Below are 17,772 nucleotides of genomic sequence, written 5' to 3'. Positions count from 1 at the left end.
GGACTATAGGAAAGAATCGTCTTTTTAGCAAATATGCTACGCAGCCTTATTCACTAATGGACCAATAATTTCTTAGCTGATTGGTTAAATGAAATGAAAAAAGACAGGCCCCTTAGGAAAAAGAAACTCTCTTGCCAAGGGGCCAAAAACGAAAAATTAGAAAGGAACATCCTCGCTAGCGTATTGCTGATCCTCTCCAAATCCAGCATATACTTCCTTATCAAGGGCGATTTCTGTATCCAAACTCTCTCCTTCAAATCCAAGAGAGACATTATCATTAGATCGCTGACGCCCCTCATCCGAACCCCGACTTTCAGGACGAGAAGACCCTGAATTAAACTTCAGTGTGTCTACACTTACAGAGATAGAAGCTTGAGGAGAACCGTCTCTCCCCATATAGCTCTCTACAGAAAGCTCTCCCGCAACAATCACTGAAGATCCTTTTTTCAGATAAGGGATCATTTTATCATAACGATTATTCCAGATATTGCATCGGCACCATACTGTTTCGTCTTTAGACCCCACGCGGGATTTAACGCCTAAACGTAAAACAACAACCCGTTTACCCCCTGACGTCATTCTTTCTTCAGGATCGGCAGCTAGAAATCCTACCAAATATCCGAACAACATAAAAACCACCCTTGTCTATTAAAACTTACTTCCTGCGAATTACCCTACTCAAAAGAAGAAGCTGTTCATTCAGAACCTCTTCGTCTTCTTCGAAGACTGTACACTAGGACTGATTTTTTCGTGAACACAAGTATTCTCTATAGAGTATTGCAGAAAATAACTAAAAAAAATATCCTGTGACAATTGTCCCCTCATTGTATCTACGGATAGATTAAGCTTAAGCTTACAAAAACTAAAGGGACTTTAGAAAGCGTACGTTCAATACATAGTAGAACGAGGGAGCACGAGCTTGCGCCTTCTTATTTTCTTGTCAGTTGCAACTTGATGTGTCAAGAAATCTTGAGAAAGGATGCCTCACTCCTCGATAAGAAAGTTTAGCCTAACAGCAAGTATTCTTATCGCGGCTCTAATCGTTTACTAACAAACCTGCTCATGTTAAGTTAAAAAAAACAGTACAAAGGAGATTCCCTCATGTCCAGACAGAATGCTGAGGAAAATCTAAAAAATTTTGCTAAAGAGCTCAAGCTCCCCGACGTGGCCTTCGATCAGAATAATACGTGCATTTTGTTTGTTGATGGAGAGTTTTCTCTTCACCTGACCTACGAAGAGCACTCTGATCGCCTTTATGTTTACGCACCTCTCCTTGACGGACTCCCAGATAATCCGCAAAGAAAGTTGGCTCTGTATGAGAAATTGTTGGAAGGCTCTATGCTCGGAGGCCAAATGGCTGGTGGAGGAGTAGGAGTTGCTACTAAAGAACAGTTGATCCTAATGCATTGCGTGTTAGATATGAAATATGCAGAGACTAATCTATTGAAAGCTTTTGCACAGCTTTTCATTGAAACTGTTGTGAAATGGCGAACGGTCTGTTCTGATATCAGCGCTGGACGAGAACCTTCCGTTGACACTATGCCTCAAATGCCTCAAGGAGGCAGCGGAGGAATTCAACCTCCTCCAACAGGAATTCGTGCGTAGGTTTAGCTTTCATATGATAAAAGGAAGAGTCTCCCCTCTTCCTTTTTTTTATTTAACTTATGCATTCTAGTTTTTTATGGGATCTTTGTCTATTCACCTCACCACCCCGCTTCCCTTAGGAGCTCAAAAACTCTCTTCGGATCGTTATCGGTTCTCGCTGGTTGCTCCCCGTGCGCAACAAGTCATTTTAGTACTACTAGATCCTTTTTCTGAGATTCATGAAATCCCTCTTTCTTCTACAGATCATAGAACAGGAGCTATCTGGCATATAGAAATTTCAGGAATTTCAAACGAATGGTCTTACGCTTATAAACTTAGACAATCGGATTCCGCTTTTCCTAATTTCTCTACAAATGCTTATATCGCTGATCCGTACTCTAAAAACATTTTCTCTCCTCAGCTATTCGGATCATCTAAACAACCAAACGACTACACTTTTAGTTACTTAAAACAAGAAGATTTTGACTGGGAAGGGGATACTCCCTTAAGGCTTCCTAAAGAAAACTATTTCATCTATGAAATGCATGTTCGTTCGTTCACGCAGGACCCTTCTTCCCAAGTTACGCATCCAGGAACCTTCCTTGGCATCATAGAAAAAATTGATCATCTTAAAAAACTGGGTGTTAATGCTGTCGAATTGCTTCCTATTTTTGAGTTTGATGAAACTATTCACCCATTTAAAAATAAAGATTTCCCCCACTTATGTAATTACTGGGGGTACTCTTCGATTAATTTTTTCTGTCCTTCTCGCCGTTATACCTATGGAACAGATCCTTGCGCTCCTGCACGCGAATTTAAAACTTTAGTAAAAACATTACACCGCGCAGGGATAGAAGTTATATTAGACGTAGTTTTCAATCACACGGGATTTGAAGGAACAAGCTGCCCTCTCCCTTGGATAGATCTCGAGTCGTATTATATGGTCAATGACAATGGAGATCTTCTTAATTTTTCCGGATGTGGAAATACAGTAAATACAAATACACCTATAGCCATTAAATGGATTCTTGATGCTTTGCGTTACTGGGTTCAAGAAATGCATGTAGATGGATTTCGTTTTGACTTAGCTGCAGTATTTTCAAGAGATTTGCAAGGAGTTCCCCGCTCTTTGACTCCTATTCTGCAAGCAATATCGTCTGATTCCATTCTATCGGAAACCAAACTTATTGCAGAGCCTTGGGATGCAGGGGGACTCTATCAACTCGGGCACTTCCCTTCTATATCAACTAGGTGGAGCGAATGGAATGGGTGCTATCGCGACCACGTAAAAGCCTTCCTTAATGGGGATCCTCATCAGGTTAGTTCTTTCGCGTCTCGAATATCCGGATCTCGTGATATCTATCCTGCAGGAAATTCTACGAATTCTATTAATTATATTTGTTCTCATGACGGGTTCACTCTCTATGATAGCGTTGCCTATAATCACAAACATAATGAAGAGAACGGAGAGAACAACCGTGACGGAACTTCGGCAAATTACAGCTATAATTTTGGATGTGAGGGAGAAACTACTGACCCAAACATTTGCCAGTTACGTGAACGACAAATGAAAAATTTCTTTCTCGCCCTCTTTTTATCCCAGGGAATCCCTATGATAAAATCTGGCGATGAATATGGTCATACTGCTTATGGAAACAACAACCATTGGTGCTTGGATACTAAAATTAATCACTTCCTTTGGGATCGATTAGCTGAAAGAAAAGAATTTTTTTCTTTCCTGTGTCAAATCATTACTTTGCGTACAACGCATGCTGAACTATTCAACACAAATTTCTTATCAGAGGAGACAATAACCTGGCTAAATTCTCAAGGGTTGCCTAGAGAATGGACTCCAGACCACTATCTAGCATTTGAATTAAAACATCCCAATTACAGTCTATTTATAGCTTTCTACAGTGGAAATGAGCGTATTGAGATCGCTTTACCTAAACTAAGACAAGAACATCTAGCCTATGAGAAAATTGTGGATAGTACAACTGGCTTCTTTTCTCAAATCTTATCTCCTAAACTCTCATTAGAACCATATAGCTCTTTGGTGGCAATTAGTAGAAAAAAGAAACCTATTGAACCCAAATAAAAAGACCGAACCCTATAAAGAGTTCGGTCCTTACACACAAAAGAACTTAATAAGTTCTTCAAACACCTCTATTATTGTCTTCCCAAGACTCAATGACGACAAGATCAGCATCTTTATAAAATTTCTCTAAAATTTGCCGCGCATTATAGCCTTCTATAGCTAAACGATCTACATTGGATTGCAACAGATAATCTGCATTGAAAACTAATCCCTCGGGATTATCCAACACGAGTCGAGATGTCCAATCCACAGCCTCTTCTACACCATAAAACTGGGATGTAACTCCATACCCCCCATAACGATCTTCCTGAGCATTGACATGCCAAAAGCTATTAGCATTACCTGCAAGAAGACGCTCGTACAAAGCCGTTCTCTCTAAGATGACGCAAGCCGATAAAGCTTCTTTATCCAATTCTTTCAAATATTTCACAGAAAGGACTGACTTCAGATAGTCTTCTATCGCAAGCTCGTTCACCACAAACAAACAGTTACGCTCTGTTTTGTGAATGTATACGGAGCCTTTGTATTGAATACCATTAACAAATAGAGACGCGGATCCATCAAGAGGTTCGATTTTTAAACACTCAACATTAGGATAATTCTCTCCCCAACGAATCCCTCCATATAATGCATGAGCAGCACAACGTTGTCCTTGAGAAGAAACTCGCAAAAGCTCGCCATCTCCAAATACAGAAAAAGCTCCCTTAGCTTCAACTAAAGCCGTCGTACTTTCACTCAACAAAAGAACGCGGATCCTTGGTTCGGAAAGAATAGACTGAGACAGGGCATCAGATACCTTAACATCGGCATCTCCAACAGCCCCCACCCCACAAAACACTCCTAACAGCACGAGTAGATTTAACTTTTTCACTTTCTTCTTCTCCCTACTTGTCCTTTGGGTTCCTGTTAAGATGTTCATATGCCAAAGGAGTTGCAACCCGCCCTCTCGCGGTTCGTTGAACCAATCCTTTTAAAATCAAAAAGGGTTCGTACATATCTTCCAGAGTCCTGACATCCTCGCCTACAGCCATTGCAAGCGTTTTCATCCCAACAGGGCCCCCTTGATAAAAATCAATCATCACGGAGAGAAGTTTAATGTCAATCTCGTTTAACCCTAAGTTATCTATTAATAACATAGCTAAAGCTTTTTCTGCTACGACGCTATTAATACAATTTCCCTCTCGCATTTGTGCAAAATCCCGAACCCATCGAAGCAAATTATTCGCTAAACGTGGAGTCCCGCGTGCTCTTCTAGCAATCTCTAGAAGAGTTTCCTTATTTGCTTCTATAGAAAGCAACTGCGCAGAGCGAGATAGAATTGCAACCAAATCTTCCTCGTTATAGTAATCTACTCGTCCAGTAAAAGCAAAACGTGTGCGCAAAGGTTCACTCAACATTCCTGCACGAGTAGTCGCACCAACTAGAGTGAAAGGAGCCAAATCAAGACGTACGGAACGTGCCCCTGGACCAGAATCTAAAGTAATATCCACTTTAAAATCTTCCATTGCCGGATACAGATACTCTTCAGCAGTTTTCCCCATGCGATGGATCTCATCAATGAAAAATACATCACCCTCTTGTAACCCAGTCAATAGTCCTATAAGATCAGATGGTTTCAATAACTGGGGACCAGAAGCGATTACTAGACCTTTTCCTACTGTATTCGCCATAATGTGTGCTAATGAAGTTTTCCCTAATCCTGGAGGGCCGTAAAACAAACAATGGCCAGGGACCTCCTTCCGTTGAACTGCTGCGCGAAGAAAAAGATCTAGTCGTTCTTTTAGCTGTTTTTGCCCGTAAAACTCTGTTAGCTTTTTTGGCCTCAAAGAAAAATCGAATTTTTTATCTTGGTGTAAAACAGAAATTTTATGAGTCATAGATTTATTCGTTAACTAACGTCGAGAAATCTTATTTTGACATCCCATAATAACCGAAGTCAAGGTATTCCCAAGACTATTAGGAAATACCTTGACCTATATAAAATACTATTTAAAGAAAAAACACTCTTCACTAAGACATTAAAACGTTGCGTCTTTTCATACAATTGCACATGCTGTAGTGTTGAGAGTTCCGGCTCTTTTTTCTAACTACAATCGTTCCTAAAATACAGGCATAAAAAATAATCGAGAGAAGTTATGGGGATTAAAGAAGACAACTGGATTCGCAAAATGGCAATTGAAGAGGGTATGATAGAGCCATTTGCTGATAATCAAGTAAAAGTACATCCAGAAACTGGAGAAAAACTCATTAGTTATGGCTTGTCCAGTTACGGATATGATTTACGTATCTCTAGAGAATTTAAAGTCTTTACCAATATATACAATTCCCTAGTTGATCCGAAATGTTTCACAGAAGACGCTTTGATTTCCATCGTGGATGATGTTTGTATTATTCCTCCTAATTCTTTTGCCTTGGCTCGCAGCGTAGAATATTTCCGAATCCCTCGCAATGTTCTTACCGTTTGCATAGGAAAATCGACTTATGCACGCTGTGGACTTATTGTAAACGTCACCCCCTTTGAACCCGAATGGGAAGGATATGTGACCATCGAAATTTCTAATACCACTCCACTACCTGCAAAAATTTATGCTAATGAGGGAATTGCTCAAGTTCTTTTCTTTGAAGGAGACTCCGCATGTGATGTTTCTTACGCAGATCGCCAAGGGAAATATCAAAAACAACAAGGCATTACAGTTCCTTTTGTGTAAGCCCTATCTTCCTGGACTAATATGGTAAGTAAAAAACAGACTTCTTGGTTCGGGTATGTTGAAGAAATTGTCATTCGCTCTTGGTGGCTCATTCTTTATCTACTTGGAGGTGGTTTTGTGTATGACAGAGCCATCTCTCAATTGCATGTGCAAGAATTACGATTACAACAGCGTGTTTTTCATTTAAAATCTCGTTTAGAAGAAGCCCTGGATAAACAACAAGAGTTCAGCACCCATTTAGCTTCTTGGGATAATCCTCAAGTAATAGAGCTAGCTCTGATTCATAAACTTGGTCTAGTGCCTAAAGGTTATGAAAAAATCTGCTTCCAGGATCCCCCTAAAACGAAAAAAAATCCCCGTAAGTAAAAATCTCATTCGTAATTACTTGACTTTTTATTACCTACTCATGCAAAATGTTGCTTTGAACTGTTCCGGAGTAGCTCAGCGGTAGAGCAGTGGACTGTTAATCCATTGGTCGTTGGTTCGAACCCATCCTCCGGAGTCCTTTTTATTCGTTTAGCGTATCCTTTTTCTTTTAGATCTCGATAGAGAGTTTGGCATAGTTGTTCGTTCGCTAAGGGCTATTCTAGTTGTTGTTCTCTTTCCCTCGATTCCCAAAAAAAGCAGTAAGAAGAGTAAGTTTTTCCCCTCTCACAAATTGTTATTGGAGTTTAGTTAAAAAATCTTTTTTAATTTATTTGGAAGATCAACAGACCTTATGTACCCTGTAGAATATCCTCCCCCACTTTATTCATCCTGCAAACATATTCTTTCTTTAACGGCCAAACAGTTAAAGACTAAGGCTTTTGTAGTCTTCTCTGCGTCGCTCTCTTTGATAATAGGATTGATCACAGGGTGTTGCCTCCTTTTTGCCAGTCCTCCGGCTTTTATAACCTCGGGAATCTGTTTGGCTTTACTCGTTTCTGTAATCAGCTTCTTTGGATGCCGGAAACTCATCCCCTACGGAATACAACGACTCATTTCCTATACGAAATCTCTTCCTGCTCTCTCAGATTCCCTCATTGATTTTTTAAAAACAGAATCAACAAGTATTTCGAGCCTACTTCCTGATCCTAAGTTAAAAAACTGTTTCAAAGGGACCTCTTCTGAATATAAAAAGTTTTTCTTTGATCATCCAGAAACACTCCTATCTTCGGCTTTTATGGATTGGACACCTCAGATCGGTCCTTCGGCTCCACAACAGACTAAAACTATCGTCCTATCTCACTATTGTCTACCCTTCTCTCTCACATTATCCACTCTTGATTTTGAAACTCTTCATACCTACATAGTCAAATCCAATAAGTTAAGGTGTCATGTAGGCTATGCTCACCAACTACCTCCAGCGAATCCCGTTATTCGCCAAGCTCGGCAGGGGGTATTGCAACAGCTCTATAATACAGGAACAGAAACCTTCTTTATTCCAATTCAAGAAAGCGCGCTCCTCCAACAGGAAGAGCTTTTTAAAACACTTTTTAGACACTATGTCCAAATTATAGAACGCAATTTATCGAGTAGGGTTTTGCTACTAGAACCTTTAAAAACTCCCGTACACACGCATAAAGCTAGAACTCTAGAGTCGCTCGCCCTATTCTGTGCACTAGAATATCTGTGCTACACAACATTAGGAGATTGGGGAACAAAAGAACTCGATCCGACACCACCTTTAGATTATAAAGATTTCTTTACAATCCTCATAAAAAAACAATGCCCTGCATCCAATATGAGGATCTCATCTCCTGCTAGACCTATGAACGCAACAAAATTAACAACCATTGTCCTTTCCGGACTAGAAGAGGAAGACAAACTAGGGCTATTAGGACAAATGCAGCCGTTCCTATTCACAGCAGAGATAGCCCATCCTCAAAGATTCGAGGCAACCCTAATACAAAACGTGCTCGACGACATTGCTTAACAAACGTTTGATTAAAGTCTGCTTATATTCTTCAAGCCCCGCAGAGTTCTTTGCAATTTGCTCTCGAGCATGAACAACATTCTCTTCTTGTAGCGAGCAGAACTCTGGAAGATATTCAATATGGGGCCCAGAAAGAACCACCAAGCCTCTATCAAGACGTCGAGAAATGATAGCCGCAGGACTTCCTGGAAGATCATTGTAACGCGCCTCTACCCGCACTTCTGAGAAATCTTCGGCATTCTCAAAGTAACACCCTCCATTAAAGAGCGCAAAGCTCTTTCCAGGGAAATCTGTAAAACGTAATGAAGCAGCTAAAACTCCAGAGGAGCTTGTATAAGAAAAAGCACTGTCATAGGCAGGGCCATTAGCCATACCGGGGAAAAAGCCTAAATCTCTTTTAGCAACCAATAGAGAACCATTAGGTTCTAAAAAAGAAAAATGGGCGCACCCAAAATATGCACCTGCACAAATCCCTAAATACGCTCCCCCCTCTCTTACATAATTATCAATCCTGGCAGTCCCTAACCCATGCAACACATGATGATAGGGAACATCTGCCCCTCCTGGGATAACTAAAAGCTGGGTAGTCTCCTCCCAAAGAGGCTCGTGGATGAGAAATTGCCCATTCACACGACATACTTCCATCTGGAAAGGAAAAGCAGCCTGTTTCAGCCAACGAACAGTATGACGTAAATAGTAAGGAGAAACTCCTTTGTCTGAATAAACTAAAATACGTTGCATATTCAATCCCTTACAACAAGCCTCTTCTCATTGTACCAGAAAACGAACTTTGTTTACTTCTAACCAAAATGGAAAATTGTCAACTATTCAATAAAAAAAATATTTTAATTTTTTTACTAAAAACAGTAAGTAGCCGCTCCCTCACCCTGTTTACGAAAAATCTTTATGAGAATATAATTGTTCTTTGATAAGTCCATTCGGACTGTGGGCTCCCTGAAGAAGGGAGAAAAGAAGAGGGAGGCTTTCCACCAACTCTTTTTGTCTTTATCTGACTTTCGTCCTCACTAGTCCCCTGTTTTTAGTAATATCTTAGTAATATAACGTTTAAGCTGGAGATCCGATAAAGCATGATGTCCTACCATAGTCCGATGTCAACCTCTCGTAATACACCTTTAGGCATCTTCTATAGCTTATTGGCCTGTTTCTATTGGAGCATTGTTTTTGTGATCCCTAGTATGCTAGGGAACTTTCCCGACCTAGATATTGTACTTACTCGATATTCCGTTTTTGGGATCTGTTCGTTAGTTACTATTCTTTATAAACGTTCCAATATTTTCAAAACCGTTCCTTTTTCCCTCTGGAAAACCAGCTTGTTCTGGGCTTTTCTTATTAACATTGTATATTATTTTTGCATTGCGCAATCCGTCCGCTATTCAGGAGCTGCAATTACAGTGATTATTGCAGGATTAGCTCCCATTACCATCCTTTTTTATTCTAATTTAAAAAAAAAGGTGCTCTCTTATCCTTTTCTTCTAAGTATGAGCGGCATTATCATCATTGGAATCATCCTATCCAATCTTTCAGAATTTCAATCCAATTCAAGTTCCTCCCCTCTTCTCTATCTTTTTGGACTGGTATGTGTAACAATAGCTACTAGCATTTGGGCGGGATACATCATATGTAATCATGATTTTCTAGAGAGATATTCAGAAATTTCTCCTGAAACTTGGTGCCATATGCTGGGTATTAGCTCTCTTATCATTAGCCTCCCCCTGATCATCTTAGGAGATAGCTTTGGCATCACCCATGTGACCCAAGATTTTCTATTTCACATTCCTGTTTCTGAAAGATATTTATTCATTCTTCTCTGCGCCGCTATGGGTATTTTTTCATCTTCCCGAGCGATTTCGGCTTGGAATAAAGCTTCCCTCCACCTATCTACAGCGTTATTAGGAGCTCTTCTTATCTTTGAACCACTCTTTGGCTGGATCCTCTCTTATGTATGCAAACAAGAAATTCCATCATTCCAAGAAGGATTAGGATTCTCTTTAATGCTAGGAGCCAGTCTCTGTCTTCTTTTTGCACAGAAAAAAGCCAATGAACGAGAAGATTCTGAAAAAACTTTCGTAGTTACAGAACTTGATTCGAACTAAGTTTTCCATTCTTCTTGGTTACACCTCCCCTAAAGTTATCTTTTCTTCTTGGGAGGTGTCTTCTCTTCTTTATCTAACAGCTCTAAAATCTCTAAAAACATTCAGAGAAAGTTTCATTTTTCCATGGACTTCTTTTGTGAGTTAAATATAAAAAAATACCGATCGGAGACTTATGATAATCTATAATGCTGTCCGATACCGACTTAAGCCTTTCTAAGATTCGAATACTTCCAAGAGAGTTAAAAAGATATGGGTTGCGAAGAGAAACTTTCCGGTACTTTGGAACTTATTCTTCCAGAAGATTCCCTATCCAATCAAATGGGATATGCTTTCCTACGAGTCCCTTACAAAAATTCATTAGTGACCATTTGTGGAAATTCCTCTCTTTCTCTCTTTAAAATTGGAGCTTCTGTTGATTTAACAGGTTATTGGAGTGTGGACGCTAGCGGAGCTTTAGTTTTTCGCTTTACTACAGCCAAAACGTACAGTCCTTCTTTGGGAATCATAGCCTACCTTACTTCCCAAATCAAAGGCGTGGGTCCCAAACTTGCTCAGAAAATTATAGCAACCTTTGGAGAAGAAACTCTTTCTGTGCTTGATTCATGTCCCTCCAAACTTGTAGAAGTAGATGGAATCTCTCTTGCCCGCTGTGAGGATTTTTCTAGGCAACTCCACGAGCAAAAAGACCTACGTAATGCCCTACTATTTCTGCAACGACATGGAATTGCTATTCACTATGGCTTACGTCTATATAAAAAATACCAAAACCAAACTATTGATAAAGTCTGTCAAGATCCTTTTCTTCTTGCAAAGGAAATGTATGGTGTAGGGTTTAAAACTGCAGATCTCATTGCCTCATGTCTTGGAGTCCCACTGAATTCTCCTAATCGTATCGTTGCAGGAATTCAATACTCTTTAGATGAACTGCAAGAAGAAGGCCATACGTGCTATCCCCTTAATGATTTCATTGTTCTCGTTGAAAAACTACTGAACGAAGATACTCCTGAAAAAATTGTACGTAAGGAAGAAATCCTTACTCAAGTGCATTTTCTGTCTCGACAAAAAGCTGTTTATATCAAAGAACTAGAACAGGACTCTTATATCTGGTCTAGACAGCTTTTTCTTGCCGAACAACAAATCGCTATAGACATCCGAAGACTTTTATTTTCTTCGAAACGCATCCAGCCTATCAATACCCAAGAGGCAATTCTTGAAGTAGAAAATCTTCTGGATTTAAAGCTGGAAGACAAGCAAAAAGAAGCTCTCTATGCTAGTTCTTCCCAAAAAATCCACATCATATCTGGGGGACCAGGAACTGGGAAAAGTACAATTACACGGGCTATTCTCTCAATCTTTGAAAAAATCTCGTCTCCCCAAAAAATCATCCTTGCAGCTCCCACTGGAAAAGCTGCAAAACGCATGACGGAAATCACAGGGAAACGTACCCAAACAATCCATTCCTTACTTCAATATGATTTTAAGACTTTGTCATTTCGTAAAAATCATGAAGATCCTATTGATTGCGATCTCGTTATTATTGATGAATCAGGAATGATCGATACGATTCTCCTTCAAAGATTCCTTGCTGCATTACCTGATCATGCTATTCTTATCCTAATTGGAGATGTGCACCAGCTACCTAGCGTAGGCCCAGGCAATGTCCTTAAAGACCTCATTCTTTCAAACCATATTGAGGTAACCTACTTAACCAAGATCTTCCGTCAGTTACAAAATTCCAATATCATTACTAATGCTCACAAAGTAAACCAGGGGGAATTCCCCGTCCTTAACAGCTCTTCTGGAAAAAAAGACTTTTTATTCTTTCAAAAAGAAGATCCAGAAGAGGCTATAAAGCATATTATCCATCTTGTTTCTGATTTCGTTCCGAAAAAATTCGGCATCTTTATGAAAGACATTCAAGTCCTTGCTCCTATGAAAAAAGGAGTACTAGGGATTTTCAATCTGAATAAAGAATTGAAAGCTGCTCTCAACCCCAATAAACCATTTATCCAAGGGAAGTTTCACTCCTTCTCTACGGGAGATCGCGTTATGCAAACGCGAAATAACTATAATAAAGAAGTTTTCAATGGAGATATTGGGTACATCGCCTCTATAGATTTTGCTAAAAAAAGTTTAGTAGCTTGTGTTGATGGCCGATATATTTGTTATTCACAAACGGAACTAAACGACTTAACACCAGCTTATGCTACTTCCATACATAAGTATCAGGGAAGTGAGGCCTCATGCGTGATTCTACCTATCCATACCTCTCATTATGTTATGCTGTATAGAAACCTCCTCTATACAGCAATCACGAGAGGGAAAAAACTGGTTATTCTAGTAGGAACTAAAAAAGCTATTGCTATCGCTGTACGCAATGATAAAGTACAACATCGATGCACTGGACTACAACAATCTGTACAAACTCTCCTTAATAAGCCTATTCCGCTTTTCTCTCCCACATACACGATTTGCAAACCTTAGGGTAAAAAAAGAAGGGGTTCATTCTTGTAAGGTCACAGGACAAGCTGTAATTTTCTCTAATAGATAAATCCCAAGTCAAAAAAAAAAGGATTCTAGTACATAGAATCCCTCTTTCAAAATGAAATTCAATAAAAAAAATCACTCAACTACAGTGAACAATAATTCAGGTTCTTTCAACGAGAAGCTCTCTTCTGAGTAATCGAAAAAGGCTTCTGTCCAAATTGACTGCAATCTYTCCGGATCTTGAGAACGCAAATCTAAAGAACCTGGAGCAATCATTCCCCAAATTGTCCACGCTGTTTCAGGCATAATTGGATAGGAGATAAGAGCTAACAATTTTTGGCAATAGCAAGCACAAAATAGAATGGATCGCACTCGATTCCAAAGATCTTCTTTAGCTAGTTTCCATGGAGCTTGATCGTTGAAATAACCATTCCCCAAGGCAGCTAATTCCATAATTGTTGAGCAAGCTTTACGCAAACTATATTGCTGATAATGATCAGCAGCTTCTTTAGCAAGTTTTTGAGCTTCAGCTATGAACTCTAAATCTTGTTGTTCTAATTGAGGATGAGAAAGTTCGGTGCATCCATTCTTAGCAGCAAAAGCAACAACTCGATTCACAAAATTTCCGAATTTACCTACAAGATCAGAATTGCATCGAGTTTTAAACTCCTGGAATGCAAACTCGCTATCCGAAGTTTCTGGAGCAATAGCCGCTAACACATAGCGTAATTTATCCAAGGAATACGTTTCTAAAAACGCATCCATATCTATGATATTCCCTTCCGATTTACTAAATTGGAATCCTTCCAAAAGTAAAAATTCGGATGTCACTAAAGCATCGACTTTCTTATAGGGAAGCGACTGTCCCATTTCCATAGCAGGAAAAATAACCGAATGGAAAGATGTATTATCTTTACCAACGAACTGAGTATACGTTACTTTGTCATCTAACCAAAATTTCTTCCAAGCGTCTGGATCTCCGATAGACGCTGCCCAATCCATAGTTCCACTAATGTATCCGATTGGAGCATCAAACCATACATAGAATACTTTGTTCTCTAAACCTGGAACGGGTACCCCCCAAGACAAATCTCTAGTAACTGCTCGAGGACGCAAATTTTTAATGTAATCTATTACAAAGTTACGCATGTGGGGACGTAAATAAATGCCCTCTACAAAGGTAAGCAGTTCTTCCTTCATGCGTTCTAAATGAAAATAAGCATGTTCTGTTTCGCGCAAAGACAAAGCTTTCCCAGTTAATTTAGAACGAGGATCTTTTAAATCTCTGGCTTCGTAATCGGCTCCACACTGCTGACATTCGTCTCCCCTAGCCCGATCAAACCCACACTTAGGACAGGTCCCCACAACATAACGGTCAGCTAAAAACTTTTCTTCTTCCTCAGAATAAAGCTGATCCGTTACAAGGTTTTCCATCAACCCTTTGTCCTGCAAATTTCTATAGAAATCCTGAACAATAGCGGGATGATGAGGGTTTGTGGTTCTGGAAAAGAAATCTACAGAAATCCCGAGCTTCTTAAGGGTATCTTTATGAAGCTTATGATACATATCAACATATTCTTGATACCCCATACCTGCTAATTCTGCATTTAGGGTAATCGCTATTCCGTACTCATCAGAACCACAAATGTATAATACTTCTTTTCCTAGCAATCTTTGAAAACGCGCATAAACATCTGCAGGTAAATAAGCACCCGTAATGTGTCCGAAATGAAGAGGTCCATTTGCATAAGGCAAAGCAGAAGTTATAAGAATGCGAGAAGATGCCACTATTTCACGTCGCTCCAATTGTACAGAGACGGATCCTTTCTTCTGGAGTTTCCAGAACTTTGTTCTTTTCGCTTTTCTCCTGCTCCGGACGCATATTGCTCCCGATCATCCCTTTCTAAGCATTCAGATTGAATACCATAAAGATCTAGGAAATTCAGAGCCTCTATCGCTACGTTGGAAGAACGTACATCACCCCTAGCAATTCTGTTTTTAGTTTGTTTAATCACATAATTAACCAAACTAAAAGGGCTATCGAATAGCTTATTTAGTTTTTCATTAGTTAAACGCTCTTTTCTAGCCATGACTCATCCTATGTTCTTCAGCTATAAAAATACTTCTTAAAACTTGATACGCAGTGGTTAAATCATCGTTAACAACAACGTAATCGAATTGACTGGCAGCAGCAATTTCCACATTGCTATGCTCCAATCTCTCTTTTTTTTGGAGATCCTTTTCTGAATCCCGAGTATTTAGACGTCTCTCGAGTTCTTCTTGAGAAGGAGCCTGAATAAAAATAGCCACTGTTTGCATTTGCTTTTTCAAAGTCAAAGCGCCTTGCACATCAATCACCGCAATGCAATGTTTCCCCTTTTGGAGAATTCTAGAAATCCCTTCCTTACTAGTCCCATAATAGGTCCCAAATAAAAAGACCCATTCTAAAAAACCGTCCTTATCTAGAACATCCTTAAATTCGTCCTCAGACATAAACACATAATCAACGCCATGAACTTCTCCGGGACGAGGCGAACGCGTTGTTGAAGAAACAGTTTTTTCAAAAGCAGAAGGGAATTCTTCTTGTAACATATGAACTAAAGTTGTCTTCCCCGCTCCAGCAGGAGCACTGATAGTAAAAAGTTTAGGAAGGCATTGGACCCCATCTGGAGAAAAAGGGGAAGCAACCTTTACTGACATATTCCCTCTCGGATACTCTCTTTTACAGGAGAGAAACTCTTTCTGTGATATACGCAAGGGCCAAACTGTTTTAAAGCTTGCAAATGCGCAACCGTTCCATACCCCTTATGTTTGTCAAACCCATACTCAGGATATTCAGAATGAAGCTTCCGCATCAATTCATCACGATATTCTTTGGCTATTATGGATGCGGCAGCTATTGACACGGAACGAGAATCTCCTTTTATAATTTTAAGACAGGGGATCTCATGCGGCAAAAACAACCCGTCAACCAATAAAAAATCAGGAGTGCTCCGCAAAGAAGCTATGGCCTGAACCATAGCTTCTTTGGTAGCCTCTAAAATATTGATCTCATCTATTCGCTCAACAGAGACAACTCCGACCCCACAAGTGACTTCGGGATCTTCAAGCAAAAGTTCATACAAATACCGTCTCTGCTTAGGGGATAACTTCTTACTGTCATCAATACCTAAAAAAAGCTTCCCTCCAGGCAGAATGCAAGCCCCAGCAACGACAGGACCCGCAAGAGGCCCCCTCCCAGCCTCATCTACACCAGCAATTCGTGAGTATCCTTGTTTGATAGCTTGATCCTCAAAAACACTCTTCTCTCTAAAAAGCAGCTCCTGCTCAACGATTGATTTCATATAAAGAGGTCTCTTAACGTTGATAACAGCAGAAAGAGGCTTATGCTGCTCTCTTTCTTTTACTATTTCTTAGCAGCCCGAGGACCAATAAGCTCTTTAACTTTAGCAGCTTTACCTGTTTTTCCTCTCAAATAGAAGAGACGTGCACGCGATACCTTCCCGCGTTTGACAACTTCAATACTTACTACTTTAGGACTATTGAGTAGGAAACTTTTTTCCATTCCTTCGCCGTAAGCAACCCTATGAAGAGAAACTGTTTCTCCTGCTCCGCCGCCTTTACGGGCCATTACTGTTCCTTGGAATACCTGAACCCGCTCTTTGCCTCCTTCTGAAATATTTGTAGCCACACGAATCGTGTCACCAACACAGAAATCAACGAGATCAGTTCTGCACTGCTCGTCTTGCAATTCCTTAATTAAGTTCCCCATTGTATTTCACCTAAAATTCTTTTTCTATTTCTGTACACAAGAGACAACCCAAATATGGCCATCCAAATCAAAAACCTGCCTTAGAGGTAGATTTCCCATTCCAACCTCTCCGAGCTGTCCACCAAGCATTTCCCACCTTCTTAAAAAGCGGACAAAACCATCCTCAGTTTCTAACTCTACAAATACCTTGGTTGCACCCCTTCTTTCATTTGTCTGTTGCAGATACAGACTCGTCTTCTCCCCAAGGAGTAATTTATCCCCATCCCAGTGTTCTTTTCCGAACATTCTGGAATAAAATTTTTTAGCTTTTCGAAGATCTTTAACTTCTAAAACTACAGAAAAAGCTTGGGGAGAAGTTTCTCTCATTTTAAGAGGATCCTCCTGGGCACCCCAAAAAGCTCTATCACCATAAAAATACTGCAGATACAGGTCCGGTCGGCGTTCTCTTGTTCTCTCTAAACTAACCTTCTTTCGCCAATTTGCGATTCTTTGGTGATCTCCACAAAAAAGTATCTCTGGAACTTGTACGCCTTCAAAAACTCGTGGACGGGTGTAATGAGGCCCCTCTAACAACCCATTTTCAAGAGAATCGCATTCCGCACTTTCTTGGTTTCCCAAAACGCCTGGAATAAAGCGAGCAAGAGCGTCTACAAGAACCAACGCTGCCGCACACCCATTGGTAAGAACGTAATCACCAATACTTATCTCTTCATCCACTTCAGAAGCTAAAGCTCTTTCATCAATCCCTTCATAATGTCCACATAACAAAATTAAATGCGGACACAACGAGAGCTCTCGACTCTTTTTAGCAGAAAGAAGCTGCCCCTGCGGGGATAGGTATACAACTTTAGATTTCTCTCTTTTTACGCTTCTAATAGCCTGCACAACCGGCTCAGCCATCAAAAGCATTCCCTCCCCACTATAAGGGGCATCGTCTACTTGCTTCCATTTCCCTAAACCAAACTCTCGAATATCGCGGGAACGAATAGATAAAGCTCCCTGCTTGATAGCTCGGCCCAAAATGGTTGCTTGTAGTGGACTAGTAAAATAGTCCGGGAATAAAGAAAGAATATCTATCTCCATCCCTTATATCC

General features: G+C 40.1%; 17 protein-coding genes and 1 tRNA gene. 8 read left to right on the top strand and 10 right to left on the bottom strand.

Annotation, left to right across the window (positions count from 1 at the left end; translation table 11 throughout):
• Positions 1-156 precede the first annotated feature (156 nt).
• Positions 157-630: a single-stranded DNA-binding protein gene (locus TC_RS01575; protein ID WP_010230127.1), complete on the bottom strand. Its 474-nt coding sequence runs from the start codon at positions 628-630 to the stop codon at positions 157-159.
• Between the two features lie 471 nt (positions 631-1,101).
• On the opposite strand from TC_RS01575, the gene TC_RS01570 reads away from it, so the two are divergent.
• Together TC_RS01570 and TC_RS01565 are read left to right on the top strand one after the other, a co-directional pair.
• Positions 1,102-1,605: a type III secretion chaperone Slc1 gene (locus tag TC_RS01570; RefSeq protein WP_010230124.1), complete on the top strand. Its 504-nt coding sequence runs from the start codon at positions 1,102-1,104 to the stop codon at positions 1,603-1,605.
• A gap of 76 nt (positions 1,606-1,681) precedes the next feature.
• A complete protein-coding gene (locus tag TC_RS01565) occupies positions 1,682-3,682 on the top strand; it encodes a glycogen debranching protein (protein WP_010230122.1) in 2,001 nt (666 codons plus the stop codon).
• 58 nt (positions 3,683-3,740) lie between these two features.
• Here the strand turns inward: TC_RS01565 and TC_RS01560 are convergent, their stop codons facing one another.
• Both TC_RS01560 and ruvB read right to left on the bottom strand, forming a co-directional pair.
• Positions 3,741-4,553: a SpoIID/LytB domain-containing protein gene (locus TC_RS01560; RefSeq protein ID WP_010230120.1), complete on the bottom strand. Its 813-nt coding sequence runs from the start codon at positions 4,551-4,553 to the stop codon at positions 3,741-3,743.
• A gap of 13 nt (positions 4,554-4,566) precedes the next feature.
• Positions 4,567-5,559 (bottom strand): Holliday junction branch migration DNA helicase RuvB, encoded by a 993-nt coding sequence (gene ruvB / locus TC_RS01555; protein WP_010230117.1) that lies wholly within the window; start codon positions 5,557-5,559, stop codon positions 4,567-4,569.
• Between the two features lie 258 nt (positions 5,560-5,817).
• On the opposite strand from ruvB, the gene dcd reads away from it, so the two are divergent.
• The 4 genes from dcd to TC_RS01535 all read left to right on the top strand — a co-directional run bounded on the left by dcd (position 5,818) and on the right by TC_RS01535 (position 8,305).
• Entirely contained in the window at positions 5,818-6,390 is a 573-nt protein-coding gene (gene dcd / locus TC_RS01550; protein WP_010230114.1) for a dCTP deaminase, read from the top strand.
• A 21-nt stretch (positions 6,391-6,411) separates the two neighbouring features.
• A complete protein-coding gene (locus tag TC_RS01545) occupies positions 6,412-6,756 on the top strand; it encodes a hypothetical protein (protein ID WP_010232106.1) in 345 nt (114 codons plus the stop codon).
• A 64-nt stretch (positions 6,757-6,820) separates the two neighbouring features.
• Positions 6,821-6,892: transfer RNA gene (locus TC_RS01540), tRNA-Asn, on the top strand.
• 216 nt (positions 6,893-7,108) lie between these two features.
• Positions 7,109-8,305 (top strand): hypothetical protein, encoded by a 1,197-nt coding sequence (locus tag TC_RS01535; RefSeq protein WP_010230110.1) that lies wholly within the window; start codon positions 7,109-7,111, stop codon positions 8,303-8,305.
• Here TC_RS01535 and TC_RS01530 read toward each other — a convergent pair.
• The gene (locus tag TC_RS01530; protein WP_010230107.1) at positions 8,273-9,046 is read right to left on the bottom strand and encodes a BPL-N domain-containing protein; all 774 of its coding nucleotides are present in this window, start codon (positions 9,044-9,046) and stop codon (positions 8,273-8,275) included. The two genes, TC_RS01535 and TC_RS01530, sit on opposite strands and share 33 nt — an antisense overlap.
• A 347-nt stretch (positions 9,047-9,393) precedes the next feature.
• On the opposite strand from TC_RS01530, the gene TC_RS01525 reads away from it, so the two are divergent.
• Positions 9,394-10,419, top strand: a complete 1,026-nt coding sequence (locus TC_RS01525; RefSeq protein ID WP_010904307.1) for a DMT family transporter — start codon at positions 9,394-9,396, stop codon at positions 10,417-10,419.
• 249 nt (positions 10,420-10,668) lie between these two features.
• Positions 10,669-12,903: an SF1B family DNA helicase RecD2 gene (locus TC_RS01520; protein ID WP_010230095.1), complete on the top strand. Its 2,235-nt coding sequence runs from the start codon at positions 10,669-10,671 to the stop codon at positions 12,901-12,903.
• 138 nt (positions 12,904-13,041) lie between these two features.
• On the opposite strand, the gene metG is transcribed toward TC_RS01520, so the two are convergent.
• The 6 genes from metG to trmD all read right to left on the bottom strand — a co-directional run bounded on the left by metG (position 13,042) and on the right by trmD (position 17,761).
• Complete coding sequence (gene metG / locus TC_RS01515) at positions 13,042-14,694, bottom strand: methionine--tRNA ligase (RefSeq protein WP_010904306.1); 1,653 nt, start codon at positions 14,692-14,694, stop codon at positions 13,042-13,044.
• Positions 14,694-14,996: a hypothetical protein gene (locus TC_RS01510; protein WP_010230088.1), complete on the bottom strand. Its 303-nt coding sequence runs from the start codon at positions 14,994-14,996 to the stop codon at positions 14,694-14,696. The genes metG and TC_RS01510 overlap by 1 nt, the downstream gene beginning before the upstream one ends.
• Complete coding sequence (gene gmk, locus TC_RS01505) at positions 14,989-15,606, bottom strand: guanylate kinase (RefSeq protein ID WP_010230085.1); 618 nt, start codon at positions 15,604-15,606, stop codon at positions 14,989-14,991. Before gmk ends, TC_RS01510 begins: the two co-directional genes overlap by 8 nt.
• Entirely contained in the window at positions 15,597-16,250 is a 654-nt protein-coding gene (locus TC_RS01500) for a ribonuclease HII (RefSeq protein ID WP_010230077.1), read from the bottom strand. The genes gmk and TC_RS01500 overlap by 10 nt, the downstream gene beginning before the upstream one ends.
• 62 nt (positions 16,251-16,312) lie before the next feature.
• Complete coding sequence (gene rplS / locus TC_RS01495; RefSeq protein ID WP_010230075.1) at positions 16,313-16,678, bottom strand: 50S ribosomal protein L19; 366 nt, start codon at positions 16,676-16,678, stop codon at positions 16,313-16,315.
• Positions 16,679-16,702: 24 nt separating this feature from the next.
• Positions 16,703-17,761: a tRNA (guanosine(37)-N1)-methyltransferase TrmD gene (gene trmD, locus TC_RS01490; protein WP_010230072.1), complete on the bottom strand. Its 1,059-nt coding sequence runs from the start codon at positions 17,759-17,761 to the stop codon at positions 16,703-16,705.
• Positions 17,762-17,772: the final 11 nt, after the last annotated feature.

Source organism: Chlamydia muridarum str. Nigg, from assembly GCF_000006685.1.
Taxonomy (GTDB): domain Bacteria; phylum Chlamydiota; class Chlamydiia; order Chlamydiales; family Chlamydiaceae; genus Chlamydia; species Chlamydia muridarum.
Note: the sequence above shows the minus strand (reverse complement) of the source record. Positions and strands in the feature narration are given on the sequence as shown.